At 69.4% G+C, this 25,251-nt stretch carries 24 protein-coding genes, 1 tRNA gene and 1 riboswitch; of the genes, 10 read left to right on the top strand and 15 right to left on the bottom strand.

What is annotated here, in order from left to right; genetic code table 11:
* The first annotated feature begins 17 nt into the window (after positions 1-17).
* Together ACQP00_RS00360 and dcd are read left to right on the top strand one after the other, a co-directional pair.
* Positions 18-494 (top strand): MarR family winged helix-turn-helix transcriptional regulator, encoded by a 477-nt coding sequence (locus tag ACQP00_RS00360; RefSeq protein ID WP_433212624.1) that lies wholly within the window; start codon positions 18-20, stop codon positions 492-494.
* On the top strand, positions 475-1,053 hold the full coding sequence (dcd, locus tag ACQP00_RS00355) for a dCTP deaminase (RefSeq protein ID WP_433054413.1): 579 nt from the start codon (positions 475-477) through the stop codon (positions 1,051-1,053). The genes ACQP00_RS00360 and dcd overlap by 20 nt, the downstream gene beginning before the upstream one ends.
* A 23-nt stretch (positions 1,054-1,076) precedes the next feature.
* Here dcd and ACQP00_RS00350 read toward each other — a convergent pair whose 3' ends face one another.
* The 4 genes from ACQP00_RS00350 to ACQP00_RS00335 all read right to left on the bottom strand — a co-directional run bounded on the left by ACQP00_RS00350 (position 1,077) and on the right by ACQP00_RS00335 (position 5,624).
* Positions 1,077-2,075, bottom strand: coding sequence for an NlpC/P60 family protein (locus tag ACQP00_RS00350; protein WP_433212621.1), 999 nt, complete (start codon positions 2,073-2,075; stop codon positions 1,077-1,079).
* Between the two features lie 11 nt (positions 2,076-2,086).
* Positions 2,087-2,222, bottom strand: a riboswitch (cyclic di-AMP (ydaO/yuaA leader).
* Between the two features lie 107 nt (positions 2,223-2,329).
* Entirely contained in the window at positions 2,330-3,115 is a 786-nt protein-coding gene (locus ACQP00_RS00345) for a LamG-like jellyroll fold domain-containing protein (protein WP_433212618.1), read from the bottom strand.
* Positions 3,116-3,283: 168 nt separating this feature from the next.
* Positions 3,284-4,303 carry a hemolysin family protein gene (locus tag ACQP00_RS00340; protein WP_433212615.1) on the bottom strand — a complete coding sequence of 340 codons (1,020 nt, stop codon included), beginning with the start codon at positions 4,301-4,303 and terminating at the stop codon, positions 3,284-3,286.
* Entirely contained in the window at positions 4,296-5,624 is a 1,329-nt protein-coding gene (locus ACQP00_RS00335) for a hemolysin family protein (protein WP_433224362.1), read from the bottom strand. Before ACQP00_RS00335 ends, ACQP00_RS00340 begins: the two co-directional genes overlap by 8 nt.
* A gap of 185 nt (positions 5,625-5,809) precedes the next feature.
* Between ACQP00_RS00335 and ACQP00_RS00330 the strand changes: the two genes are divergently transcribed.
* Positions 5,810-6,043: a hypothetical protein gene (locus ACQP00_RS00330; protein WP_433212613.1), complete on the top strand. Its 234-nt coding sequence runs from the start codon at positions 5,810-5,812 to the stop codon at positions 6,041-6,043.
* A 2-nt stretch (positions 6,044-6,045) separates the two neighbouring features.
* Here the strand turns inward: ACQP00_RS00330 and ACQP00_RS00325 are convergent, their stop codons facing one another.
* Positions 6,046-8,190: a (Fe-S)-binding protein gene (locus ACQP00_RS00325; protein WP_433212610.1), complete on the bottom strand. Its 2,145-nt coding sequence runs from the start codon at positions 8,188-8,190 to the stop codon at positions 6,046-6,048.
* A 164-nt stretch (positions 8,191-8,354) separates the two neighbouring features.
* Positions 8,355-8,639 carry a cell division protein CrgA gene (locus ACQP00_RS00320; RefSeq protein ID WP_433212607.1) on the bottom strand — a complete coding sequence of 95 codons (285 nt, stop codon included), beginning with the start codon at positions 8,637-8,639 and terminating at the stop codon, positions 8,355-8,357.
* Positions 8,640-8,769: 130 nt separating this feature from the next.
* On the opposite strand from ACQP00_RS00320, the gene ACQP00_RS00315 reads away from it, so the two are divergent.
* Genes ACQP00_RS00315 through ACQP00_RS00300 form a run of 4 tightly spaced genes read left to right on the top strand, consistent with a single transcriptional unit; the run spans position 8,770 to position 11,598 of the window.
* Positions 8,770-9,579, top strand: coding sequence for a DUF881 domain-containing protein (locus tag ACQP00_RS00315; RefSeq protein WP_433224360.1), 810 nt, complete (start codon positions 8,770-8,772; stop codon positions 9,577-9,579).
* Positions 9,576-10,673, top strand: coding sequence for a class E sortase (locus ACQP00_RS00310; protein ID WP_433212604.1), 1,098 nt, complete (start codon positions 9,576-9,578; stop codon positions 10,671-10,673). The genes ACQP00_RS00315 and ACQP00_RS00310 overlap by 4 nt, the downstream gene beginning before the upstream one ends.
* A gap of 4 nt (positions 10,674-10,677) precedes the next feature.
* Positions 10,678-10,944: a hypothetical protein gene (locus ACQP00_RS00305; RefSeq protein ID WP_433212601.1), complete on the top strand. Its 267-nt coding sequence runs from the start codon at positions 10,678-10,680 to the stop codon at positions 10,942-10,944.
* A 9-nt stretch (positions 10,945-10,953) separates the two neighbouring features.
* Positions 10,954-11,598: an aminodeoxychorismate/anthranilate synthase component II gene (locus ACQP00_RS00300; RefSeq protein WP_433212598.1), complete on the top strand. Its 645-nt coding sequence runs from the start codon at positions 10,954-10,956 to the stop codon at positions 11,596-11,598.
* A gap of 232 nt (positions 11,599-11,830) precedes the next feature.
* Here ACQP00_RS00300 and pknB read toward each other — a convergent pair whose 3' ends face one another.
* The 7 genes from pknB to ACQP00_RS00265 form a co-directional block, all read right to left on the bottom strand.
* Positions 11,831-13,552: a Stk1 family PASTA domain-containing Ser/Thr kinase gene (gene pknB, locus ACQP00_RS00295; protein WP_433224358.1), complete on the bottom strand. Its 1,722-nt coding sequence runs from the start codon at positions 13,550-13,552 to the stop codon at positions 11,831-11,833.
* An 89-nt stretch (positions 13,553-13,641) separates the two neighbouring features.
* Positions 13,642-15,357 (bottom strand): serine/threonine-protein kinase, encoded by a 1,716-nt coding sequence (locus ACQP00_RS00290; protein WP_433224356.1) that lies wholly within the window; start codon positions 15,355-15,357, stop codon positions 13,642-13,644.
* Between the two features lie 13 nt (positions 15,358-15,370).
* The gene (locus ACQP00_RS00285; protein WP_433212595.1) at positions 15,371-16,891 is read right to left on the bottom strand and encodes a peptidoglycan D,D-transpeptidase FtsI family protein; all 1,521 of its coding nucleotides are present in this window, start codon (positions 16,889-16,891) and stop codon (positions 15,371-15,373) included.
* Positions 16,888-18,360 (bottom strand): FtsW/RodA/SpoVE family cell cycle protein, encoded by a 1,473-nt coding sequence (locus ACQP00_RS00280; RefSeq protein WP_433224354.1) that lies wholly within the window; start codon positions 18,358-18,360, stop codon positions 16,888-16,890. Before ACQP00_RS00280 ends, ACQP00_RS00285 begins: the two co-directional genes overlap by 4 nt.
* Before the next feature lie 60 nt (positions 18,361-18,420).
* Positions 18,421-19,824 (bottom strand): protein phosphatase 2C domain-containing protein, encoded by a 1,404-nt coding sequence (locus ACQP00_RS00275; protein ID WP_433212592.1) that lies wholly within the window; start codon positions 19,822-19,824, stop codon positions 18,421-18,423.
* On the bottom strand, positions 19,821-20,300 hold the full coding sequence (locus tag ACQP00_RS00270; protein WP_433054374.1) for an FHA domain-containing protein FhaB/FipA: 480 nt from the start codon (positions 20,298-20,300) through the stop codon (positions 19,821-19,823). The genes ACQP00_RS00275 and ACQP00_RS00270 overlap by 4 nt, the downstream gene beginning before the upstream one ends.
* Positions 20,301-20,341: 41 nt before the next feature.
* A complete protein-coding gene (locus ACQP00_RS00265) occupies positions 20,342-21,124 on the bottom strand; it encodes an FhaA domain-containing protein (protein WP_433054371.1) in 783 nt (260 codons plus the stop codon).
* Between the two features lie 166 nt (positions 21,125-21,290).
* Here ACQP00_RS00265 and ACQP00_RS00260 point away from each other — a divergent pair.
* From ACQP00_RS00260 to ACQP00_RS00250, 3 genes are all read left to right on the top strand, one after another.
* Positions 21,291-21,376: transfer RNA gene (locus ACQP00_RS00260), tRNA-Leu, on the top strand.
* Positions 21,377-21,659: 283 nt separating this feature from the next.
* Positions 21,660-22,733 carry an NAD-dependent epimerase/dehydratase family protein gene (locus ACQP00_RS00255; protein WP_433212589.1) on the top strand — a complete coding sequence of 358 codons (1,074 nt, stop codon included), beginning with the start codon at positions 21,660-21,662 and terminating at the stop codon, positions 22,731-22,733.
* Between the two features lie 15 nt (positions 22,734-22,748).
* Positions 22,749-23,552, top strand: a complete 804-nt coding sequence (locus tag ACQP00_RS00250; RefSeq protein ID WP_433224352.1) for a WecB/TagA/CpsF family glycosyltransferase — start codon at positions 22,749-22,751, stop codon at positions 23,550-23,552.
* A 131-nt stretch (positions 23,553-23,683) separates the two neighbouring features.
* Here ACQP00_RS00250 and ACQP00_RS00245 read toward each other — a convergent pair whose 3' ends face one another.
* Together ACQP00_RS00245 and ACQP00_RS00240 are read right to left on the bottom strand one after the other, a co-directional pair.
* Entirely contained in the window at positions 23,684-23,980 is a 297-nt protein-coding gene (locus tag ACQP00_RS00245) for a hypothetical protein (protein WP_433054362.1), read from the bottom strand.
* Between the two features lie 477 nt (positions 23,981-24,457).
* Entirely contained in the window at positions 24,458-24,979 is a 522-nt protein-coding gene (locus tag ACQP00_RS00240) for a hypothetical protein (protein WP_433212586.1), read from the bottom strand.
* Between the last annotated feature and the right edge of the window lie 272 nt (positions 24,980-25,251).

The raw sequence follows: 25,251 nt of genomic DNA, 5'->3' as shown, positions 1-25,251 counted from the left end.
CGGGGCAAGATGAAGCGGTGACGGACGAGCTCATCGACCTGCTGCGGCGGTTCAACGTCGAGGCGGATCGGTTTGTTGACGTGTTCGCCCGCGCGCATGGGCTGCATCGCACCGACATGAACGCCATTGCGCACATCTGGCGGGCCGCTGAGGACCGGGAGCCGCTCACGCCCGGGGAGTTGGCCCGGCGGCTGTCGCTCAGCCCTGCGGCCACCACGGCGCTTCTGGTACGCCTCGAGCGGGCCGGACACGTCGAGCGCCGGCCCGACCCCACCGATCGACGGCGGATCAACCTCGACATCCAGCCCAAGGCTCGCGCGCTGGCGGCGGAGTTTTTCGCGCCACTGGGAGTACACATGCGGCGGGCTTTGGAGCAGTTCACACCCGGCGAGATGGGCATCGCGGCGAGCATCCTGCGCGAGGCCCTGGCAGCCACCACGCAAGCGGCTGATGAGGCCAACGTAACCTCAGAGGGTGTTGCTATCCGACCGTGACCTCAGCAAGGAGCTCGAAGGCGGCCAGCTGCGCCTCGAGCCGTTCGATCAGGCGCTGGTCCAGCCGTCCAGCATCGACGTGCGGCTCGATCGGTGGTTTCGGGTGTTCAACAACCATCTGTACACGCATATCGATCCGGCGGTACAGCAGGATGATCTGACGTCCATGGTGGAGGTCGAGGAGAACGAGTCCTTCGTCCTGCATCCGGGGGAATTCGTGCTCGCGTCCACGCTGGAGGTGATCACGCTCGGGGATCAGCTCGCGGGGCGGTTGGAGGGCAAGTCCAGCCTGGGGCGGCTCGGGCTGCTGACGCACTCGACGGCCGGGTTCATCGATCCGGGGTTCTCGGGCCACGTGACGTTGGAGCTGTCGAACGTGGCGAACCTGCCGATCCGGCTGTGGCCCGGGATGAAGATCGGGCAGCTGTGCATCTTCCGGCTGTCCTCGCCGTCCGAGCACCCCTACGGCTCCGCGGTCTACGGCTCCCGCTACCAGGGGCAGCGCGGGCCGACGCCGAGCCGGTCGTGGCAGAACTGGCGGACCTGGCCGACGAAGTAACGGCCAGGCCCGCCAGGGAAAAACTAAGCCACCCGGCCGTACCCGGAGATCGGCTCGGAGTCGATCTTCTTCATCTGCACCGGCTCGCTGGGATTGGGTGCGTGCACCATCCAGCCGCTGCCGACGTACAGCCCGACGTGGTGCTTGTCGGGGTAGAAGAAGACCAGGTCGCCGGCGCGCAGGTCGGCTCGCGCCACGCGCTTGGTGTCCTGGTACTGCCACATCGTGTAGTGCCGCAGGTAGGTCACGCCGACCTGCTTCCAGGAGTACATCGTCAGGCCCGAGCAGTCGAAGGTGTTCGGCCCCTCGGTCGCCCACACGTACTTCTTGCCGATCTGCTGGCAGCCGATCTGGGCCGCCTTGCTGCCCGGCGAGCCGTCGTACTGCTGCGGGCAGGCCACCGGCTTCAGCGAACCGGTGCCGGTGCCGCTGCCGTAGGCCTTCAGGCGCATGTCCTGCAGGTTCTTGATGTCGCCCTCGATCTGGGTCTGCTGCTTCGCCAGGGCGGCCTCCTGCTCGGCCTGCTTGGCGATCAGCTCGTCGAGGGGGCCCTTCTGGGCGTCGTACTGCTGCTTGGCGTCGAGGACGTCCTTGATCCGCGCCTGCTCGTCCTTGGCCACCATGTTGAGCAGCGTCATCTGGTCGATGAACGTGTCCGGCGACCCGGTGGTAAGCATGGCGTCGAGCTTCGAGACCCGCCCGTTCTTGTACTGCAGCACCGCGAACGCGCTCACCTTGTCGAAGGCGGCGTCCACCTGCGCGCGCAGCGGGGCGATCTGGTCCTCGAGCTGCTTCTGCTTGGTCTTGTTGGCGGCGAGTTCGGCCTTGAGCTGGTTGTGCTGCTCGATGACCGGCTCGATCGTGTTCCACTTGTCGTCGATCTGCTTCTCGATCTCGCCGGGCGTCGGGTCCGCGTGCGCGCCGCCGGTGATGCCGAGTGCGAGGGTCAGACCGCCGAGGGTGGCGACGAGGAGCCGGGTCAGACGGCCGGCCCGTCCCGTCCACCTCAGATGGGTCTCCACCGAGGAGTTACTCCTTCTTCCATGGCCGCCTACCGGGTTAGCTGACGGGTTCGGGCGGGAAGGTCGCCCTACCGCGCGAACTGCGCGGATTCACCCCGATGGAACGCTTGGGTCCCCGGCTCGAATACGACTCGGCGGTGCCGCCTGGCGCGCCCGTGGTGGGCGCGGACATCCAGTCGACGCGAATTCACGTTAAGGGGGCCGGGTTCCCAGGTTCAAGTCCTGCGCGATTCTTGTCCGATTTGTCCCGAAGGTCAGGCGATTCGAGTGACGAAAACGTCATCGATTACGCCGACGAACTGATCGTTGTTCGCGCTGGTCCCCTTGCCGCCAATACAGAGCGGATCCTCGTTCGCTATGGACAGTGACGACGGAATGCTCGCCCGGCCCGTCTCGACCCCGTCCACAGCCACCGTGAGCAGGGAGTTACTGCGCGAACACGCGATCCGGTGCCACCGCCCGTCGGCGATCGACCGGCTCGACAAGGCCACGAAAATGGTGTCGGAATGTGTGCCGACAATCACACAACTCGGCTGGCCGGCAGCCCCGTCGACCTGCAGTTTGAACTGACTGTCACCGACCGAGAACCCCTTCTGGACGACATTGGCGCCTTTGGAAGTCTCTTGCGGTTGAACCAGGACCGCGGCGCCGTACGTAAAGGATCCCCGGCCGGGATTGAGAAACCCGGCGGGTCCGCTCTGCAGGATCGCGCGTGCGCAACTTTCCGCACCGTAATGCTCACAGCGCGGGGGAAAACGTACCGCCAGTCCGCCGTCATGCGGAACGACCGATAGCTGTCCGCCTTCGGCCTTTCGCACGTGCAGTCCGAGCCGTCCATCGGCATCATCGCCCAGGCCGCCGTCGAACGTGAACCGCACGCCATTGGCCCTGTGTTCCGATGCGGCAACCGAAGGCGAGGCCAGGCCGGGGGCGCTCCCCACCACGGGAGGTGGAGGTCCTGAGGTCGCCGTCGACGGCTCGGCCACCTGCTCCTCGAACGAACGCCGCACCATGAGCCCGGCGCCGACGACGAGGCCCACGACCAAGGCACACAGCATCAACCGGCGGGGGCGGCGCATAACCGGACACGATGCCCCGAACCGTCATAGCGCGCGGTCATTCACCCAAGCAGTCAACCGTTAGGGTCCGGCCGGTGGACCAGCGTGAGGACACCCGCACCTCGTCCGACACCGTCGCCTACGCCAGTGCTAAGCCGAGACCACCGGCTCGCCCACCACAGCGGTCAGCACGTCGTCGAGCGTCACCACGCCCAGCGGCACCCGCCCGTCACTGACCAGCACGATGTGCTGCCGCTCCCGCCGCATCGCCAGCAGCAGCTCGGCCAGCGTCCGCGTCGGCGGCACGATCCCCAGCGGCCGGATGAGGTCGGCCGGAATCGGCGCCCGCCGCTGCGGCCCGACGAAGCCCAGCACGTCCTTCACGTGGACGAACCCGAGCACCCGGCGCGAGGCCCGCTCCACGACCGGGAAGCGCGATCGATTGGTACGCGTGGCCAGCACCTCCAACGACGCCGGCGACACGTCCTCGGCGATCGTGGTCACCTCCGACCAAGGCCGCAGCGCGTCCCGGGCCGTGCGCCGCGACAGGGCCAGCGCCCCGGTGATGCGGGCGTGCTCCTCCGGCGCCAGCAGCCCCTCGGTCGTCGCCTGCGCGGCCAGCCCGGCCAGCTCCTCGGCGGTGAAGACGGTCTTCACCGAGCCCGTGGCCTCGATCCGCCACAGCGACAGGATCGTCCGCGACGCCCACTTCATCGCCACCAGGATCGGCTTCGTGGCCATGCAGAAGGCGTACATCGGCGGCCCGAGCCACAGCACCGCCCGCTCCGGGTTGGCCAGGGTCAGGTTCTTCGGCACCATCTCGCCGGCCACCGTGTGGGCGAACACCACGACCGCCAGGGCCAGGGCGAAGGCGACCGGGTGGACCAGGTTCTCCGGGATGTGCAGCGCCTCGAACGGCCCGTGCAGCCCGTGGGCCAGCGCCGGCTCGGCCAGGGCGCCCAGGCCCAGCGTGCAGATCGTCACGCCCAGCTGGGCCCCGGCGATCATGAGCGGGATCTCGTTCATGGCGCGCAGGGCCGTGCGGGCGCGGCGGGACGTGGTCGCCATCGGCTCGATGACCGTCCGGCGGGAGGCGATCAGCGAGAACTCGCCGGCCACGAAGAAGCCGTTGCCGAGCAGCAGCAGAACCGTGATCAGGAGCTCAGTCATCCTCGGGCACCTCCGGGCGCACCACGCGGACCTGCTCGATCCGCCGGCGCTCCACCTCCACCACGGTGAACTCCCAGCCGTCCTCGTTCCAGGTCTCGCCCACGGTCGGGATGCGGCCCAGGCGCGCCATCAGGAAGCCCGCCAGCGTCTCGTACGGCCCCGGCGGCACGTGAAACCCGGTGAGCTCGGCCAGCTCGTCCTCGCGGAGCACCCCGTCGACCAGCACGGTCCGCTCGGCGCCGGGGGCGGTCAGGTCGGGCATGCCGTGCGCGCTGGCCGGCTCGTCGTCGATGTCGTGCTCGTCGGCGATCTCCCCGACCAGCTCCTCGACCAGGTCCTCGACGGTCACCACGCCGTCGGTGCCGCCGTACTCGTCGACCACGATCGCCACGTCGGAGTTGCCCTTGCGCAGCGCCTCGAGGACGCCGTCGAGGTCCAGGCTCTCGGGGACGAACAGCGGCTCCCGGGCCACCGCGCTGACCCGGGTGGTGGGGCGGCGCACCGGCGGCACGCCCAGCGCGTCGGTGACCGTCACGACCCCGGTGACCTGGTCGAGCGTCTGCTCGTAGATCGGGAAGCGGCTGTAGCCGGTCTGCACCGAGGTGGCCAGCAGGTCGGCCACGGTGGCGTCGGCCCGCAGGGAGACCACGTCGACCCGCGGGGTCATCGCCTCGGCGGCGCGCTTGTCGCCGAAGCGGATCGTGCGCTGCAGCAGCACCGCGGTCTCCTTCGGCAGCGCGCCCGCCTGGGCCGAGATGGCCGCGAGCAGGCCGAGCTCCTCCGGGGAGCGGGCGCTGGCCAGCTCCTCCTGGGGCTCGATGCCGAAGCGCCGCACGACCCAGTTGGCGGTGCCGTTGAGCAGCGTGATCAGCCAGGAGAAGAACTTGGAGAAGCCGCGCTGCGGTCCAGCCGTGGCGCGGGCCAGCGGCATCGGCTTGGCCAGGGCGGCGTTCTTGGGCACCAGCTCGCCGAAGAGCATCGAGATCAGGGTGGCCACGATCAGGCCGCACACGTGGGCGGCGGTCTCGGTCATCGAGCCGAAGATCGGATGCAGGGCCGGCTCGAAGAGGCGGGAGAGCGCCGGCTCGGCCAGGTAGCCGGTCAGCAGGCCGGCGAGGGTGATGCCGAGTTGGGCGCCGGACAGCTGGAACGACAGCTCACGCAGGGCCTGGCGGACGGTACGGGCCTTCTTGTCGCCCGCGTTGGCCCGCTGCTCGATCTCGGCCCGGTCGACGGTGACGAGGGAGAACTCGGCGGCCACGAAGGCTGCGTTCGCCGCGGTGAGCAGCGCGAACGCCAGCAGGGGCAACAGTGTGGTCAACACGCTCGCGCGACGGTCCCTTCAGGTGTGCACCGATTGTTCCACGTGAACCCAAGGTTTACCGACGCCGCCCCGCAGATCGAGAGACGTAGATCACCCTCCCTCTTTCGGGGACTTTGCCGCGCACTGAGCAGCGCCGATGCTGATGCCAGCGGGGGTCACGGCAAGCATCGAGGGGGACTTTGATGGGAGCAGCGCTGATCGGCGCCTGTGTCGCGCTCGCGGTCGGCATCGCGGTGGGCAATGCCAACGCGCGGGCGAAGCGGGCCAGGCTGGACTACGTGCGCACCAAGGCGCTCGTCCCCGCTGCCCGCAAGACGGCGATCGCCGAGGGCCTGAAGGGGCTGCGGATCATCGCCACCGCGGCCGCCGTACTGATCGCGCTGGGCCTGGCCATGAACGTCATCGGCCAGCGTTGACGCTACTTCTGCACGGCCCGGAGCAGCACGGACGCCACGTCGACGACCTCGACCTCCTCGGGCGCGGCCCCCGCCGCCTTCTTCCCGGTGACCCCGTCGCCGAGCATGGTCAGGCAGAACGGGCAGGCCACGGCGACGGTCTTGGCGCCGGTCGACAGCGCCTCCTCGACCCGCTCGACGTTGATCCGCTTGCCGATTCGCTCCTCCATCCACATGCGCGCGCCACCGGCGCCGCAGCAGAACGAGCGCTCCGCGAACCGGTCCATCTCGACCAGCCCCGAGTCCTCGCGGGCCGGCCCGGCCACGGCGCCCAGCACCTCGCGCGGCGGGGCGAAGACCCGGTTGTGCCGGCCGAGGTAGCAGGGGTCGTGGTAGGTGACCGCGCCGTCGAGCGGCTGGACCGGGGTGAGCTTGCCGGCCGCGACGAGCTGGGCCAGCAGCTGCGTGTGGTGGATGACCTCGTAGTGCCCGCCGAGCTGCCCGTACTCGTTGGACAGCGTGTTGAAGCAGTGCGGACAGGTCGCCACGATCTTCTTCACGCCGGCCTCGTTGAGGGTCTCGACGTTCTGCTGGGCCAGCATCTGGAAGACGAACTCGTTGCCGATGCGCCGCGCCGGGTCGCCGGTGCAGGTCTCGCCCTGGCCGAGGATCGCGAACTTGACCCCGGCCTCGTTGAGCAGGGTCGCCACCGCCCGGGTGGTCTTCTTGGCCCGGTCCTCGAACGCGCCGGCGCAGCCGACCCAGAAGAGGTACTCGAACTCGCCCTCCTCGATGGTGGCCACGTTCGGGACCTCGAAGTCGAGGCCCTTCGTCCAGTCGTCGCGGGTGGACTGGGCAGCGCCCCAGGGGTTGCCCTTGTTCTCGAGGTTGCGCAGCATGACGCCGGCCTCGGTCGGGAAGTTCGACTCGATGAGCACCTGATAGCGGCGCATGTCGACGATGTGGTCCACGTGCTCGATGTCCACCGGGCACTGCTCGACACAGGCGCCGCAGGTGGTGCACGACCACAGCACGTCGGGGTCGATGATGCCGTTCTCCTCGGCGGTACCGATGAGCGGCCGGGCCTGCTCCGCCAGCGCGAGGGCGTTGACGTTCGAGTGGTCCTCCACCGTCAGGTCCCCACCGGCGAGCAGGTAGGGCGCCTTGGCGTAGGCGTGGTCGCGCAGGTTGAGGATGAGCAGCTTCGGCGACAGCGGCTTGCCGGTGTTCCAGGCCGGGCACTGCGACTGGCACCGCCCGCACTCGGTGCAGGTGGTGAAGTCGAGCATGCCCTTCCAGCTGAACTGCTCGACGGTCGCGACGCCGAACTGATCCTTCTCGGGGTCGGCCTCCTCGAAGTCCAGCGGCTTGCCCTGGCTGGTCATCGGGCGCAGGGCGCCGAGGCCGGAGCCCTTCCGGCCCGGGGCGCGCTTGAAGAAGATGTTGAAGAAGGCCAGGAAGCGGTGCCAGGCCACGCCCATGGTCACGTTGCTGGCGATGACGATGACCCAGGCCATCGAGATGATGATCTTCACCATCGCCACCAGGCTGACCGCGGCCGGCCAGGCGGGCAGGACCGAGCCGAGCGCGTGGCTGACGGGCGCGGCCCAGGCCGGCCACTCCAGCTCGTCGTTGGCCGCCTTGAAGCCGCGGATGAAGAAGCCACAGAGCAGAACGCCGAGGATGGTGTACTCGACGTAGTACGCCTGCCACATGGTCGAACCCGTGAACCGGGAACGCCGGCCCGGCTTGCTCGGAAGGTTCCGCAGCCGGATGCCCATCAGGACCAGGATGCCGATGAAGCCGAGCACGCCGATCCACTCGGTGACCAGCCCGTAGATGTTCCAGGCGCCGATCAGCGGCAGGCCCAGGCCGGGCTTGACGACCTCGAAGTACGCCTCGATCACCAGCAGCGACAGCGCGATGAACGCGATCATGACGAACCAGTGCGCGGCGCCGACCACGGTCCAGCGCAGCATGCGGGTGTGCCCGAGCGTCTCGGCGAGCATGGTGCGCAGCCGCAGGCCCTTGTTGTCGCCGCGGGTCGGATCGGGCTGGCCGAGCCGGATCACGGCGAGCATGCGCCGGACCGTCCGCACGACGAGGACCGCCGCCACGACGGTGATCGCCGCGGCGACGCAGGTCGTCACGATCTGCACTGCACCCATGCCGAAGCCTCCCACGGTCCGGGCCGGAACCACTCCAGATGGACCTTAGTCCCTCTTGTTACCAATGGGTAACGTGAAGTTTGTCGCAGCTCACGGTATGACACCGCGGGGTTCTGACACGTTCGCCCCCTCGGCGTGGCCGAGGGGGCGAGCAGGTCAATCGATCAGCGCCACTTGGAGAAGACGGCGAGCGAAGCCACCAGGAAGCCGAAGCCGATGGCCAGGTTCCAGTACTTCAGATCGGCGAGCGTCGACAGCCAGGTGACGTCGAAGAAGCCCTGGGTCAGGTAGTACGACACCAGCCAGGCGATGCCGATCACCACCAGAGCGACGGCGAGCGCGGGCACCCACACCGGGCTCGGCCGGCGCCTCGCGGTCGCAGTCTCCTGCGGCCTGAGCTCCGTCGGAGCGGTGTAGACCTTCTTCTTACGAACTGTCGACTTCGGCACGGCGCTCTCCTGGAGGGGTCGTCTGGCCAACACTATCCACGTGACGCCGCCACCTCCGCCAGCGTCGGCCTGAATAATGTTCTCCGACTAGCGTAGTCAAGTCGGCACGCGCGTGCGGGGAGGGGTCGTGGTGGAGTACACATCAGGCGGCTCCTCGTGGACCCACGCACTGCGACGACTCGGTCGCGCTATGCTGCCACGCCGCCCGCAGAAGCAAGGTTTCGCCTGGTCAGTGCTGACACCGGTGGTACTGCTGGTGGCCGGCTTACTGTTCTCGCTGAGCGCCACCACGGCCCAGGGGACCGACCTGCGCGACGATCGCCGCCCCGAATTGACCAACCTCATCGCCGAGCGGAAAAAAGAAATCGCCGACGCCCGGGATCGGGCGGCGCGGTTGCGGGCCGAGATCGACCGGCAGCAGAAGAGCCAGGCCGGGGCGGACGGACAGGTCGACGAGCAGCGGCAGCGCGGCGACGCCCAGCAGGCCGCCGCCGGGCTGACGGCCGTGCACGGACCCGGCGTCACGGTCAGCCTCAACGATGCCCCGCGCCGCGCCGACGGCACCCGCCCGGCCGGCGCCACCCCTGATGACCTGGTCGTTCACCAGCAGGACGTGCAGGCGGTGGTCAACGCGCTGTGGGCCGGCGGCGCGGAGGCGATGACGTTGATGGGTGTCCGGGTGATCGCCACGAGCGCGGTACGCTGCGTGGGAAACACGCTGCTGCTCGACGGGCAGGTCTACTCGCCACCCTTCGAGATCGCCGCCATCGGCGATCAGGCGGCGATGCAGCGTGCGCTCGACGCCTCCGAGGGGGTCCGGTTGTTCAGCGAGGCCGCCGAGACCTTCGGGCTCGGCTACCAGGTCAAGGTCCAGGCCGACGTCCCGGCCCCGGCCTACGACGGTTCGACCGCCCTCCGAGCCGCGCAGGCCGGGTCGTGACCGGCTCGCCGCCGACGGAGCACCGGCCCCGCCACCGCGCGCTCGACCAGGACGACATCGCCACCACCATCATTCCGCGGCTTCCGCCAGAGCCCACCGCGGACGACGCCGCCACGACTGTCCTTCCCCGAGTGCCGGCCGAGGCCGACGCGACCGCGGTCATCCCGAAAATCACCCCGGATTTCCCCGAACCGGGCACGGACGCCTCCGAAACCGCCTATATTCCGAAACTCAGTGACACCGGCGCGGCCGTCCCTTCGGCCGCCGCCGCCGCGAAACTTCCACCGACTCCGTCCACCCCCGAGGACGACGACCAGCCGGCCGCACCCGAGGCGCCCAAGGGCGTCACCGTGGTACCGCTGCGCCCGGTCCGAACCGAGGAAGGGTACCGGAGCGTGTACTCCGAATACACGAGGACATCGTTCGGCTCGGTGGCCCGCGCCATCAGCCGCGGCACGGGCGAGGTGCTCATCACCTTCGGCCTCATCGTGCTGCTGTTCGCCGGCTACGAGGTCTGGGGCAAGTCGGCGATCGTCGACGCCCACCAGGACGAGCTGAACCACCAGCTCGAGCAGCAGTGGGCCCAGCAGCCCACCGTCGGGCCGAGCGCGGGCCCGTCGCCCGCCGTGGTCAAGCCGGCCAACGGCGCGGTCATCGCCTCCGTGCACATCCCGCGGCTGAACAAGAAGTGGGCCGTCGTGCAGGGCGTGACCCCGGCCGACATCCGCTACGCCCCTGGGCACTACCCGGACACGGCGCTGCCCGGGCAGGTCGGCAACTTCTCGATGGCCGGGCACCGCACGCCCGCCATCTGGTGGGACCTCGACAAGCTCAAGCCGGGCGACTCGGTGGTGATCAAGACGGCCGAGACCTGGTTCGTCTACACCGTCACCGGCCACGAGATCGTGCTGCCCACCGCCGTGCAGGTCGTGGCGCCGGTGCCCGACAAGCCGGGCGAGGTGCCGACCAAGGCGATGCTGACCATGACCACGTGCAACCCCAAGTTCAACAACTATCAACGGTACGTCGTGCACGCCGAACTCACCCGCTCGCAGCCCGTCGCCGACGGCGATCCCGCCGAGCTGAAGGGCTGAGCGCGTGTACTCCTGGCTCTGGCGCCACATCCCGTTCAAGCAGTGGCAGCTCAAGGCGCTCGTCTCGACCGTGCTCGCGCTCGGCGTGGCCGCGCTGCTCTGGTATCAGCTCTTCCCCGCCGTGGAGCCCCTCCTGCCGTTCGACGACGTACAGGTGGAGACCAACGACCCCGGCGCGGACATCACGGTCGAGAGTCCCGCACCATCGACGGCACCGACGCCGGCGAAGACGGGCGGCAGCCCGGCTCCCCAGGTGATCCTCCCCAGCTAAGGAACCAGCGTGCGCGTCCTGGTCATCGACAACTACGACTCGTTCGTCTTCAACCTGGTCCAGTACCTGGGCCAGCTGGGCGTCGAGTGCGAGGTTCGCCGCAACGACGAGATCACCGTGGCCGAGGTGGCCGCCGTGAACCCGGCCGGCGTGCTGCTCTCCCCCGGCCCCGGCACCCCGGAGCGCGCCGGGATCTGCATGTCGGTGATCGAGGAGCTGGCCGGCCAGGTGCCCATCTTCGGCGTCTGCCTGGGCCACCAGGCCTTCGGCGCGGCCTTCGGGGCCACCGTGACCCGCGCGCCGGAGCTGCTGCACGGCAAGACCTCACTCGTCACCCACACCGGCCAGGGCGTCCTCGCCAGCCTCCCCGACCCGTTCATCGCCACCCGCTACCACTCGCTGGCCGTCGTCGAGTCGACCCTCCCGCCGGAGATCGAGGTCACCGGCCGCACCGAGTCCGGCGTCGTGATGGCCATGCGGCACCGCGAGCTCCCGATCGAGGGCGTCCAGTTCCACCCCGAATCGGTACTGACCCAAGGCGGCCACCAAATGCTCGCCAACTGGCTCGCGGTGTGCGGCCTCCCCGGAGCACTGGAGCGCGCCCCAGAACTCGTCGCCGAAGTCGAGGCCCGAAGGATCGCCGCCTTCGCCTAGACCTGCTACGAAGACCCAGGCAGGTGCTTGAGCATCGGACGGTCTGCGGCGGACGGACCTACTGGCAGCGGGGTTTACCGTTCGATGTCCTGAAAAGCGGTGGGGGAGCTTCGCTCCACCCACACCCCCTCAAAACCGCAGCGGGGTCTACCCACCCCTCACCCGTGCGGGGGGTTGTGCACAACCCTGTGGATAACCGCAGAGTTATCCACAGGGTGTTGACAATCGTGGCTCAGCCGCCGGCGCTCTTGCTTGGGTTGGCTGACGGGGGTGTGGACACCGTGTCGCCCTGGCCGATGCGCAGGACGATCTGCTCGGTCTTCAGGTAGGTCTTGCCGGCCACCTGCTTGGCGCTGATCACGAGCCCGACCTTGGAGTCGTCCGTGGTCGTCACGTTCTGCGTGGTGATGTTGGTGAAGCCGGCCTGCTGGAGCATGCCCTGCGCCTCGCCCGGGCTCTTGTCCAGCACGTTGGGCATGATCGCCTGGTTGGCCTTCGACACGAAGAGGATGACCGTCGAGTTGGGCTTGACCTGGGTGCCGGCCGCCGGCTCGGAGGCCTGGACCTCGTCCTTGGCCTCGACGCCGTCGCGCTCCTGGATCTGCGCCTGCAGCTTGAGCGTCTGCAGCTGCGCGACCGCGTCCTGCTTGCTCAGGTGCAGCAGCTGCGGCACGTTGACCAGCGTCGGCGCGCCGCAGACCTCGTAGTCGACCTGCGAGCCGTGCTTGACCTGGACGCCCGGCGTCGGGTTCTGGAGGGTGACGACGCCCTCCTGGCAGTTCTCGGTCGAGCCGGGGCGCGGGTCGCCGGTCAGGCCGGACTGGCGCAGGGCGTTGTCGGCCTCGGACTGCTTCTGCCCGGTGATCTGCGGGACCCGCACGTCCGGGTCCTGGTTGGCCAGGTACAGCCCGATCGACAGCACGGCCACCGCCATCAGCGCCAGCACCGTGATCAGCACGACGACGCCGGTGGAGCTCTTGCGCTTCTGCCGCTGGTTGGCGCGGGCCGGCTGGCGCGAGGCGGGCGGCGGACGGTACTGCGTGGTCTGCTGCTCGGCCATGACCGCGGCCATCTCTTCCGCGCTCATCACCGGCGGCGCGGAGACCGGCCGGCCGGCCGCGGCGCGCATGACGTCGGCCCGCATCTCGCCGGCCGACTGGTAGCGGTTGAGCGGATTCTTGGCCAGCGCCTTGAGCACGACCGCGTCGATCTCGGGCGTGACGTCCCGGTTGCTCGAGCTCGGCGGGCGCGGGTCCTCGCGCACGTGCTGGTACGCGACGGAGACCGGGTTGTCGCCGACGAACGGCGGATGGCCGCAGAGCAGCTCGAACAGCACACAGCCGGTCGCGTAGACGTCGCTGCGGGCGTCGACGGGCTCGCCGCGGGCCTGCTCCGGAGAGAGGTACTGCGCGGTGCCGATCACCGCCGAGGTCTGCGTCATCGTCGTGGCCCCGCTGGCCAGCGCCCGGGCGATGCCGAAGTCCATCACCTTGACCTGGCCGGTCTGCGTGAGCATCACGTTGCCCGGCTTGATGTCGCGGTGGATGATGCCGTGCCGGTGGCTGAACTCCAGGGCGGCGCAGATGTCCGCCGTGATCTCCAGCGCCCGCCGCGGCATCAGCCGGCCCTCGGCCGCGAGCACCTCCTTGAGGGTGCGGCCGTTGACGAACTCCATGACGATGTACGGGAGTTCCTCGCCCGCCGGGCCGCGCTCCTCGCCGGTGTCGTAGACGGCGACGATGGCCGGGTGGTTGAGGGAGGCGGCGTTCTGGGCCTCCCGCCGGAACCGCAGCTGGAATGTGGCGTCGCGGGCGAGGTCGGTGCGCAGCGTCTTGATCGCGACGTCCCGGCCGAGCCGCAGGTCGCGACCGCGATGGACCTCGGCCATTCCGCCATAGCCGAGCAACTCCCCGACCTGGTAGCGGCCGCCGAGGAGGCGTGGCTGGGCGGTCATGTCGTGTCGTCCTTCGGTCATCGACTATCTACCTTGCCACGTCTGCCGACGAGGTCACATTCCAGCTTGTCCGACGGTTGTGCCGGTCACTACCCGACGCAGACGCCGTTGATGAGAATCTTCGGCTTCTCGCAGGTCACACTGCTACCCGGCGCCGGGTTGGACGCCGTGTTGCCCGGACCGTTGGACGGGGCGACGGTCTTGTCGTCATCGTCGTCGACCGTGCCCTGGTTCACGGTCACCGTGATCGTGGTGCCCTCCGGGATGTTGTTGCCGCACGGCTCGACCTTCGTGACCTGGTTCGGGAACGCGTTCTTGGTCGGCTCCGCCACCAGGTTGACGGTCATGCCCTTGCGCTCGAGCTCGCGCTTGAACAGCTCGCCGGTCTGCCCGAGCGGCTTGCACGCCACGCTGACCGGCTTGCCGGTCGCCTTGGTGGTGGTCGCCGCCTGGGTCGGCGCGGCCGACGTCGGGTTGTCGCCCACGCCGCTCGGCGTCTGCTCGTCGCCCTTGTTGGCCAGGTAGAGCCCGCCCACGCCGACGAGCACCAGCAGCACGACCGCGGCCACGCCGATGATGATCAGGTTGTTGTTCTTCTTGGCGCCGCCGCCCGAGGTGCCCCGGTTGGTGGGCGCCATGGTGCCGCCGCCGCCCTGGTAGCCGCCCTGGTAGCCGCCGGTCGAGCCCAGGAAGGTCGCGGTCTCGTTCGACGGCGGCGGGGGCACGCCGGCCGCACCGCGCGCCTGGTGGCCGCCGAGGCCCGCGGCCGCACCGGCCGCGGCGCCGGGCACCGCGCCCGGCATGATCCGGGTGCCGCCCGCGCCCGAGGTGGGCGGGCCGGACATCGGGGCGCCGGACATCGGCGGGTTGCCGTAGCCGGGCGAGACGGGCGAGCCGGAGACCGGGCCGCCGGAGACGGGGTTGCGGCCCACCGGCGAGCCGGGCGGGCCCATCGGCGGGACCGCGGGGCTGGTGGCCGTACCGCCGGAGAGCTGACCCGAGACGCGCCGGGCGGCCTGGGCCAGCGCGGCGGCACTGGGCCACCGGGCGGCCGGGTCCTTGGCCATGGCCCGCTCGACGAGCTGGGCCACCGGCGGCGGGATGTCGGCCGGCAGCGGCGGCGGCATGTCGCGGACGTGCCGCATCGCGATCTCGAGCGGGTTCTCGCCCTCGAACGGGCGGGCGCCGGAGAGGCACTGGTAGGCCACCACGCCGAGCGCGTACACGTCGGACAGCGGCGTGGCCTGGGAGCCGGAGGCCTGCTCGGGCGAGATGTAGGAGGCGGTGCCCAGCACCGAGCCGGCCGCGGTGAGCTGCGCGACGGCGGCCGAGCGGGCGATGCCGAAGTCGGTGAGCACCAGCGTGCCGTTGGGGCGCACGAGCAGGTTGCCGGGCTTGACGTCGCGGTGGACGATGCCCTTCTCGTGCGCGGCGTGCAGCGCGTCGGCGGCCTGGGCGATCAGCGCCATGGCCCGCGCCGGGGTCAGCCGGCCGACCCGGGACAGGGTGCGGGAGAGCGCGTCGCCCTCCACGTACTCCATGATCAGGAAGGCGGTGCCGTTCTCGCTGCCGTAGTCGTAGATGTCCACGACGCCCGGGTGGTTGATGGTCGCCATGGTGCGGGCCTCGCCGCGGAACCGCTCGGCGAAGCCGGGCTCCTCCATCAGCGCGGAGAGCAGCACCTTGATGGCCACCGTGCGGCCGAGCACCTCGTCGGTGCCGCGCCACACGTCGCCCATGCCACCGCCGGCGATGCGTTCGTCCAGGCGGTATCGGCCGCCGAGGGTGGTGCCGGCGCTCAACATCTCGCGCACCTCATTATCGAATGCCCTTTTCGTCCGCGTAAGCCTTCATGATCAGACCGGCAATCCGAGCCGCCTCGCCGCTGCCGCCCTTGCCAGCGTTCTCGAGGAAAACCGCGACCGAGATGATCGGCTTGCCGTCCTTGAGCGCGAAGCCGATGAACCAGCCGTGGTCCTCGGACTCCTCGCCGTTCTCCGCCGTACCGGTCTTACCACCCACGTCCAAACCGGAGATGCGAGCGCTGCGACCGGTGCCGTCGTTGGAGGTGACGACGCTGAACATCATGGTCTGCAGCTCCTGCGCGACGCTGCCGTTGATCGGCGTGCGCAGGACCTTCGGTTCGGTGTGGTCGGCGATCGACAGGTCGGCGTTCTGCAGACGGTCGACAATGTAGGGCTGCATCTGCTTTCCGCCGTTGGCAACCGTCGCCGCAATCATGGCGCCTTGCAGCGGCGACATCTTCACCTCGCGCTGTCCGATGCTCGACTGAGCAACGGCCGGCGGGTCGACGCGGTTGTCCGTGCCGGCGGTCATGGGGCCGGTGTGGCTGGCCACGATGCCGCAGTAGTTCTTGTCCTGGTCCTCGATCAGGCGGGGCTCCTGCTCGAAGCCGAAGGCCTGGGCCATCGACTTGAGCTTGTCGGCACCCACCCGCTCGACGCCGATGCGCGCGAAGACCGTGTTGCAGGAGACGGTCAGCGCCTGCTTCATCGTGATGCTGTCCGGGCAGATTCCCTCGTGCGAGTTCTTGATGCGGAACGTCGAGGTCTCCGGCGGCTGGTAGAACTCGCCACCCTGCACGACCGAGTCGGGCGTGAGGCCGGAGTCGGCGGACATGGCCGCGGCCGAGGTGATGATCTTGAAGGTCGAGCCCGGCGGGTACACCTCGGAGGTGGCCCGGTTCAGCAGCGGCTTGTTCGGGTCCTTGTTGAGGGTGTTGTAGTTCGCCAGCGCCGCGTTGGTGTCGTGCGTGCTGAGCAGGTTGGGGTCGTAGCTGGGCATGGAGACCTCGGCGAGGATCTTGCCGGTGGTCGGGTCGAGCGCGATCGCCGCGCCCTTCTTGATGCCGAGCTTGTTGGTCCCCAGCGCCTGGTAGGCGGTGTCCTGCGTGGCCTTGGACAGGGTCAGCAGCACGTTGCCGCCGGCCGGCTCCTTGCCGGTGAACATCCCGGCGATCCGGTCGGCCGCCTGCTTGTCGGAGGTGCCGATCAGGAAGTCGTTGTTGAGCTTCTCGAGCTTGGTCGCGCCGAGGTTGACCGGCTTGTAGCCAAGAACGGCGGCGTACTCCTGGTTGAGCGGGTACGTCCGCAGGTACTTCAGCGAGTCCTGGGTCACCGTCGAGTCGGCCAGCACGTTGCCCTTGTCGTCAACGATCTTGCCGCGGGGCCGCTCGTACTCCGTTGCCTGCACGCGCGCGTTGCGCGAGCTGGTGCGGTAGTCGTCGGCCTTGACCACCTGCCGGTAGTTCAGGTTCAGGAAGAGCATGGCGAACAGCACCATGACCACGACCCCGACCCGGCGCAGCGGGGCGTTCATCGCACGACCTCCGTGGGCATCTCTTTGATCTGGACCGGTGCGCCGCCGCCCCCGCCGGGCGCCGTGCCGCCGAGTCCGGCCGAGGGAGCACCCCCGGCGGGCCGGCGCGACGCGTCGGAGATGCGCAGCAGCAGGCCGATCAGCAGCCAGTTGGCCACCAGCGACGAGCCACCGGCCGAGAGGAACGGCGTGGTCTGCCCGGTCAGCGGGATGAGCTGGCTGATGCCACCAACGATGACGAACACCTGCAACCCCAGCGTGAACGCCAGGCCACCGGCGAACAGCTTGCCGAACGAGTCCCGGACGTTGATGGCCGCGCGCAGGCCCCGCTCGACCAGCAGCAGGTAGGTCACCAGCAGCGCGGTCAGCCCGAAGAGCCCGATCTCCTCGCCGAGGCCGGAGAAGATGAAGTCGGTCCAGACCTCGGGCACCTTGGTCGGCTGCCCGGCGCCGGGGCCGGTGCCGGTGAGCCCGCCGGTGCCCAGCCCGAGCAGCGACTGGACCAGCTGGTAGCCCTTGTCGTCCGCGTCGGCGAACGGGTCGAGCCAGGTGGTCGCGCGCTCGGAGAAGTTGAGGAACGGGCCGCCGACGGTCTTGCCCAGGAAGTACGCCAGGAACGCGCCGCCGAGGAACAGCCCGAGACCGATGATCAGCCAGGACACCCGCTCGGTGGCGACGTAGAGGGTCACCACGAACAGGCCGAAGTACATGAGCGAGGTGCCGAGGTCCTTCTCGAAGATGAGGACCATCAGCGACATCAGCCAGACGCCGACGACGGGGCCGAGGTCGCGCCCGCGCGGGAAGTCGATGCCGAGGAACCGCTTGCTCGCCAGGGACAGCACCTCGCGCTTGCGCACCAGGTAGTAGGCGAAGAAGACCAGCAGCGCGATCTTGGCGAACTCGCCCGGCTGGATCGTGAAGCCCGGCAGCTTGATCCACAGCTTGGCGCCGTGGATCGCCGAGTACTTCGCCGGCAGCACCGCCGGGATCAGGACCAGCACGATGCCGACGAGGCCGAGCGTGTAGGCGTACCGCGACAGTGACCGGTGATCGCGCACGATCGCCAGCAGCGCGATCGCCCCGACGACCGCCGCAGCCGTCCAGCCGAGCTGGCGGAAGCCGTCGCCGCCGAAGACGTTGAGCTCCGGCCGGTCGACCGCCTTGGTGGTGGCCAGGTCGAGGCGGCGCAGGAAGCCCACGCCGATGCCGTTGATGAGCGCCACCGACGGCAGGATCACCGGGTCGGCGTAGGGCGCCAGGAAGCGCACCGCGACGTGGGCGGCCAGGAAGATGATCGCGATGATCGCGGTCTGGACCCAGAAGTCCCCCGTGACCTCGCCGATCGCGTTGCCCTCGACGACCGCCGCGTAGATGGCGAGGATGCCGATCACGAAGAGCAGCAGCGCCAGTTCGACGTTGCGCCGGGTGCGCGGGCGGGCGGGCGAGGAGCTGCCCGCCCCGCCGCCCATGGGCGACGGAGCCGGAATGGCGGTGGCGGTCACGACTGTCTTCCTTTTCGCCTCAACACGTCAGCAGTTGGCGCCGGGGGTCGGGGTCGGCGTGGAGGACGGCTCGGTGGTCGGCGACGGCGGGACCGCGGGATCCAGGGCCGGCGTGGTCGCGCTGGCATTCGGATCCGTGGAGGCCGACACGGAAAGAGACGCCGAGGTGGAGTCGGAAGGTTGCGCCGTCGGGCAGGCCTGCTTGCGGCTCGGGTTGTCCGGGTCCTCGAGCTGGGACAGCTTGTCCTGGGCCTGGGCCAGCGTGTCGACCTGGATGCCCTGCTTGACGGTGCCCTGGGCGGCCGGCGTGAGGTCGTCCAGCGTCAGCGTCGGGCTCTCCATGTAGACCTCGGAGAGGTTCAGCCACGCGATCTTGCCGGGCACGCCCTTGAAGATCGCGATCCGGCCGGCGTCCGTGGCACCGACGTAGTAGCGCGACTGGGTCACGCTCCAGCCGTACCAGAGGCCACCGCCGAGCAGGCCCAGCAGGACCACGAGGAGGATCGCGGTGCGCACCGGGTGGCGGCGGGAGCGGGGCTCCTCGTCGTCGTCGCGACCGGCGTTGCGCTGGGTCGCCGGGTCCTCGGGAACCGGCGGGCGCGGCGCGGAGAGCGCGGCGCCGCGGGCCGAGGACATCGACTGGTCGGCCGAGGTGGCCATGCCGCGGTCCTGGGCCGCCGCCCCGCCCACGATCGGCCGCTCCTCGACGATGTCCTCGTCGGTGACGTCGGCGACGATCACGGTGATGTTGTCGGGGCCGCCGCCGCGCAGGGCGAGCTCGATGAGCCGGCCCGCGCACTGGTCGGGGTCGACGTACTCGCGCAGCGTGGACTCGATCGTCTCCGCGCTCACGACGCCGGAAAGGCCGTCGCTGCACAGCAGGTACCGGTCGCCGGTCTTGACCTGGCGGACCGAGTACTCGGGATCGGCGTCGCGGCCGTCCAGCGCCCGGGTCAGCAGGGAGCGCTGCGGGTGGCTGTTGGCCTCCTCGAGGCTGATCCGGCCCTCGTCGACGAGCATCTGGACGTAGGTGTCGTCCTTGGTGATCTGGGCGAACTCGCCGTCGCGCACGAGATACGCGCGGGAGTCGCCGATGTGCACCATGCCCATCTTCGAGCCGGAGAACAGCATGGCGGTCAGGGTCGTGCCCATGCCCTCCATGGCCGGGTTCTCCTCGACGGCGTCCCGGATCTGCTGGTTCGCCAGATCGACGGCACCCCGCAGGGTGTCGATCATGGCGTTCCCCGGCACGTCCTCGTCGAGTGGCGCCATGGTGGCGATGACGATGTTGCTGGCGACGTCACCGGCGGCCATGCCGCCCATGCCGTCGGCCACGGCAAGCAGCCGCGGTCCGGCGTAGACGGAATCCTGGTTTCCGCTGCGGATCAGACCGCGGTCACTGCGTGCCGCATAGCGCAAGGTGAGGGTCATGGCCGTAACTCGAGAGAAGTGCGGCCGATGCGAATCGGCACGCCGAGGGGGACGGGGGTAGGCGCGCTGACCTTGGTCTTGTCGAGGTAGGTCCCGTTGGTCGAGCCCAGGTCCTCGAGGTACCACTGGCCGGCGCGCGGTACGAGCCGGGCGTGCTTGGACGAGGCGTAGTCGTCGGTGATCACGAGCGTCGAGTCCTCCGCGCGGCCGATCGTGATCGGCGCCTCACCGAGGGTGATACGCGTTCCCGCCAGTGCGCCGGCGGTCACGAAGAGCTGGTTGGCAGTCTTGCCCCGCTTCACCTTCGCCGGACGGCCGGGAGCCGTCACCGCACCAACCCCCCGGGGTGCGGCGACGATCCGGCTCGAACGCGAGCCCGCGAACAGGTCCCGGCGGATCACTCCCACCACCGTGAACACAAAGATCCACAGCAGCACGAGCAGCCCGTACCGGGCGACCGTGATGACGAATTCCATCTACGACGCGCTCATTCAGATTCCGCCTACGTGAAGTACGGTCATCCATCCACGCGGTAGGTCAGCGTGGTCGTGCCGAGCTGGATCATGTCACCCGGGTTCAACGCGACGGCAGAGACGCGCTGACCGTTGACCATCGTGCCGTTGGTCGAACCGAGATCAGTCAGCACGACCTGGGCCCCGTCGAAGTCGAGCCGCGCGTGGCGACGCGAGATCCCGACGTCTGGGAGCCGCATGTTGGCCTGGTCGCCCCGGCCGATCACGGTCGAACCGATCGACAGAGGGTAGCTTCGCCCGTCGCCGGACACCAGTCGGACGTTCCGCGCCGGCCCGCCGGGGCCGCCGGGCGGGGGGCCGTAGCCGCCGGCCGCCTGCTGGTTGTAGCCACCGTACGGATCCGGGGTCGGCGGCGGCGCGACGTCGGCGCCGGTGTAGACCTCGGCGGTCACCCGGAACATGCCGGTGTCCAGCCCGTCGCCCCGCTCGATCTCGACGATCACGTCGCCGTAGACCGTCCAGCCCTGCTCACCGATGAACTCGGCCTGCGACTGGGCCAGCTCCTGGGCGAGCGCGGCGGCATACGGCGCCAGCCGGCTGTGGTCGTACGGCGACAGGTCGATCACGTAGCGATTCGGCACGAGCGTGCGCCCGCCGGCCAGAATCGCCTTGTGGGCTTCCGCCTCCCGTTGCATGGCGTTGAGGATCTCCACGGGGTGGACGACCCCCTTGAAGACCTTGGCGAAGGCCCCCTCGACCAGGCCCTCTAGGCGCTTCTCGAAGCGCTGCAGCACACTCACCGGTTCCTCCTCGGGTTCCGAGGTCATGATGGTATCCGGACGTCGCACGCCCGTATGCAGGCTGACCGGTCGGCCCGTGCTACTCTTCCGTGGCGCCCAGGGAAGCCTAGTGCCTACCCGGTGATTCTGCCGAGTGGGACTTGAGTTATGCTCTGACGCGCCGGATCGACGAGCTACGGCTCAGCGGTCCAAAGGGGAAGTGGCGGAATGGCAGACGCGCACGGTTCAGGTCCGTGTGCCCGAAAGGGCGTGGGGGTTCAACTCCCCCCTTCCCCACCACTGTAGGCGGCTCCTGCTCATCGGCAGGGGCCGCTTTCGCGTTCAGTGGTGGCATTCCTCGCGCGAGCGAGCTCGCTCCCCATTGGGGGGCTCCGCCCACCCAAACCCCCCGGTCGGTGGCTGGGCTCCCACACGGTGGCCGGACTCCCCGCCCGGTGGCTGGGCTTCCCGACCGGTGGCCGGGCTGCTTCGGTGGCTCGGTCGGTGGCTCGGGTTTTGGTCAACATCTCGACTGAAAGGCGCTGACCGAGGCCCGTCGGCGCCACGGGTATGCTGCCGAGTCGTGAGCGTTGCACTAGTCACCGGGTCGGCCGGACTCATCGGATCGGAAGCGGTGCGCCATTTCGCGTCGCTGGGGCTCGACGTTGTCGGCATCGACAACGACATGCGCAAGCGGTTCTTCGGCGCCGAGGCCTCCACCGCCTGGAACGTGGTCCGCCTTACGAGTGACCTCGGCGAGGCGTACACCCACCACGACGTGGACATCCGCGACCGGGACGCGCTCGCGAGCATCTTCAAGAAGTACGGCAAGGACATCGCGGTCGTCGTGCACACGGCGGCCCAGCCCTCGCACGACTGGGCGGTCCGCGACCCCTTCACCGACTTCGACGTCAACGCCGGCGGCACCCTCAACCTGCTGCAGAACGTGCGCGAGCACTGCATCGAGGCGCCGTTCATCCACTGCTCGACCAACAAGGTGTACGGCGACCGCCCCAACTCCCTGCCGCTGCGCGAGCTCGAGACCCGGTGGGAGATCGAGTCCGGCCACGAGTACGAGGGCGGCATCAAGGAGGACATGTCGATCGACGCCTGCCTGCACTCCGTCTTCGGCGCCTCCAAGGTGGCCGCCGACGTGATGGTGCAGGAGTACGGGCGCTACTTCGGCATGAAGACCGCCTGCTTCCGGGGCGGCACGCTGACCGGCCCGGCGCACTCCGCCACCGAGCTGCACGGCTTCCTCGGCTACGTCATGCGGTGCAACATGGAGCGCCGGACGTACAAGATCTTCGGCTACAAGGGCAAGATGGTCCGCGACGCGATCCACTCGCACGACGTGGTCGCCGCGTTCGAGGCCTTCTTCCGCAACCCGCGCTCGGCCGCGGTGTACAACCTCGGCGGCGGCCGGCACTCGAACACCTCGCACCTCGAGGTCTTCGCCCTGGCCCAGCAGATCACCGGCAACGAGATGATCACCGAGTACCACGAGGCCAACCGGGTCGGCGACCACCAGTGGTGGATCGGCTCCAACGAGCGCTTCCAGCTCGACTACCCGGAGTGGAAGCAGGTCTACGACGTGCCCATGATCTGTCAGGAGATCTACGAGGCCAACGTCGACAAGTGGACGCCGGAAGCCTGAGAGTGATCGGCCGTGATTGACGCAGGCAAGCAGAACGTCCTCGGCGTCGAGGTCAGCGCCGTCGACTACGACAGCGCGGTCGACAAGGTCATGCGCGCCGCCCGCGAGGGCCGCCCGCTGGCCGTCACCGCCCTCGCCGTGCACGGCGTGATGACCGGCGTGCAGGACAAGGCCCACGGCGCCCGGCTCAACTCGTTCGACCTCGTCACACCCGACGGGCAGCCGGTGCGGTGGGCGCTCAACCTGCTGCACCACGCCCAGCTCGCCGACCGCGTCTACGGGCCCGACCTGACCCTCAAGGTGCTCGCCGCAAGTGCCGAAGAAGGCCTTCCGGTGTACTTCTACGGCTCCACCCAGGAAACCCTGGACCGTCTGGCCGCGAAGCTGCACGAGCGCTTCCCCGCGCTGAAGATCGCCGGGATGGAGCCGTCCAAGTTCCGCAAGGCGGCCGAGGGCGAGCCGGAGCAGATCGCGGCCCGGATCAAGGACTCGGGCGCGCGCGTGGTGATGGTCGGCCTGGGCTGCCCGCGCCAGGAGGTCTTCGTCTACGCGATGAAGCACCTGGTCGACGCGCCGATGCTGGCCGTCGGGGCGGCGTTCGACTACCACGCGGGCGGCCTGAAGAACCCGCCGGCCTGGATGCAGCGCTACGCCCTGGAGTGGCTGTGGCGGCTCGGCCTGGAGCCCAAGCGGCTCTGGCGCCGGTACATCCTGCTCAACCCGAACTATCTGGCCCGCCTGGGCGCCCAGAAGGCCCGTGTGTGGCGCGCGGCCCCGCCGGCCCCCGCGACGGAGCCCCTGAAGGACTTCGCGGTCTGAGCCGGTCTGAGCCGGTCCGAGCCAGCCCAAGGCCCGCTGAGGCGGCTCCGAGAAACACCCGGAAATGCCGATGGGCGCCCACTGGGGCGCCCGGTCAGCGAAATTTTGGGATATCTCACACCCAAACGGTCTTACCGCCCGGTGATCGCGTCCACCTTGACGGCGCGGCGCTTGAACGTGCCGCGCTTGCTGAACGCGGCCTCGGCCGGCCAGAGCATCAGGGCGAGCGGAGCGGCGATGTACCACCGGTCGAGCATCACGTACGCGACGATGTTCGCGATGACGCCGACGGCGTACAGACCGATCAGCAGGTCGACTCGCCTCTCGCCCACGCCGCGCTTGTGGAAGGCGTCCAGCACGCCGAAAGCGCCGACACTCAGGGCCAGCAGCCCGAAGCCGCTGACGAAGGCGAAGATCAGATCGGTCACGTCGTTCCTCCTTGCGCTGCCCCGTTGTGCGGCAAACTCCGACCCAAGCTAAGCGGACAATTCACGATCGACCATCAACTTTGTGACACGCCCGCTGGCCCGAACGTGGCGCGACCAATCGGACATTCGGCCGATATGACTGATCTTGCACACCACTTTGGATCGGCCGCCGACCGGCCCTCTTGAGCCGCTTTCACCTGGGATTTTCCGCCGATCCAGGTGCCGCCGCGGCCGAGCGTGCCGGCCGCCCGTGCGGGGGCGCGAACGAGGCGATGCGGCCGCGATTGAGCAAGCCGGAAGAACGACACAGGGCGCGGAGGGCCGATCACGACGGGCTCCGAGCCGCACGACCGGCGCACCCGGAGCCCGTCCGACCTCCCCAGGTCGAGTCCTCCCTGCGTTTCTACAGGGTGGGGGTCCGGCCTGTCGATAGACGAGCTGGTGCGCGCGAGCGGCCCCGCAGCCGCCGGAACGGCCCTACTTCAGCTGGCGGGACTCCTGCGAGTAGATGAGCTCCAGGATGCTGCGGGCGGCCTCGAACCAGCGGTCGAGCCAGTCCTGCTGCGGCATGGTGCCCTTCGGCGGAAGCTCCATCAGCAGCCCGCGTAGCAGCGGGTGGTCGGCCATCGAGCCGGTCGGCGTGTCCAGCCAGGAGTCGCGGCCGAACATCGGCTCGGTCAGCGGGCCGCCACCCAGCGAGGCGGAGCTCAGCGAGCCGCTGCTCAGCGAGCCGGAGCTCAGCGAGCCGCCGCCGAGCGAGCCCCCCGGAATCGGGCCGAGGTCCGCGACGAGCGAGGACTCGGGGAGCTTGGGCGGCGTCATGTCCAGCGGCATCGACGCCCGGTCCAGCGGCGAGCCGTTGCGGGGGGACAGGTCGTCGAGCGGCCCGTCGCCGATGCCGTCCCGGCGCCCGCCCGGACGGTAGCTACCCAGTTGCCCGGAGAAACGGTCGTCGGTCTTCGACGATCCGTTGCCGAAGTTTTCGGGGCCAATGTTCACGGTAGGAAGCCTTATCTCACTCGGGGGGAAGTGTCGCAATCGGTGCGATTCGCGGCACTCATACCTACAACGACGTTGCTGCGGGAACGGCCACGCTCACTGTGAAAAAGCTCCGAGCCGGCGCTCGGCGTGGCGTACCGCGAATCCCGCGCAGCCCGTGTGAGTGACATCGGGCGGTACACAAAGCGACCGTCGCTATTCAGCAGGCGAAAGAACAACCCAAAAGAACGACCGGCCCGCCCCGCGGGTGAATCCGCGGAACGGGCCGGTAC

The sequence above is a fragment of the Dactylosporangium sp. CS-047395 genome, from assembly GCF_050942185.1.
Lineage (GTDB): Bacteria > Actinomycetota > Actinomycetes > Mycobacteriales > Micromonosporaceae > Dactylosporangium.
This window is presented reverse-complemented; position numbering and strand designations above follow the sequence as displayed.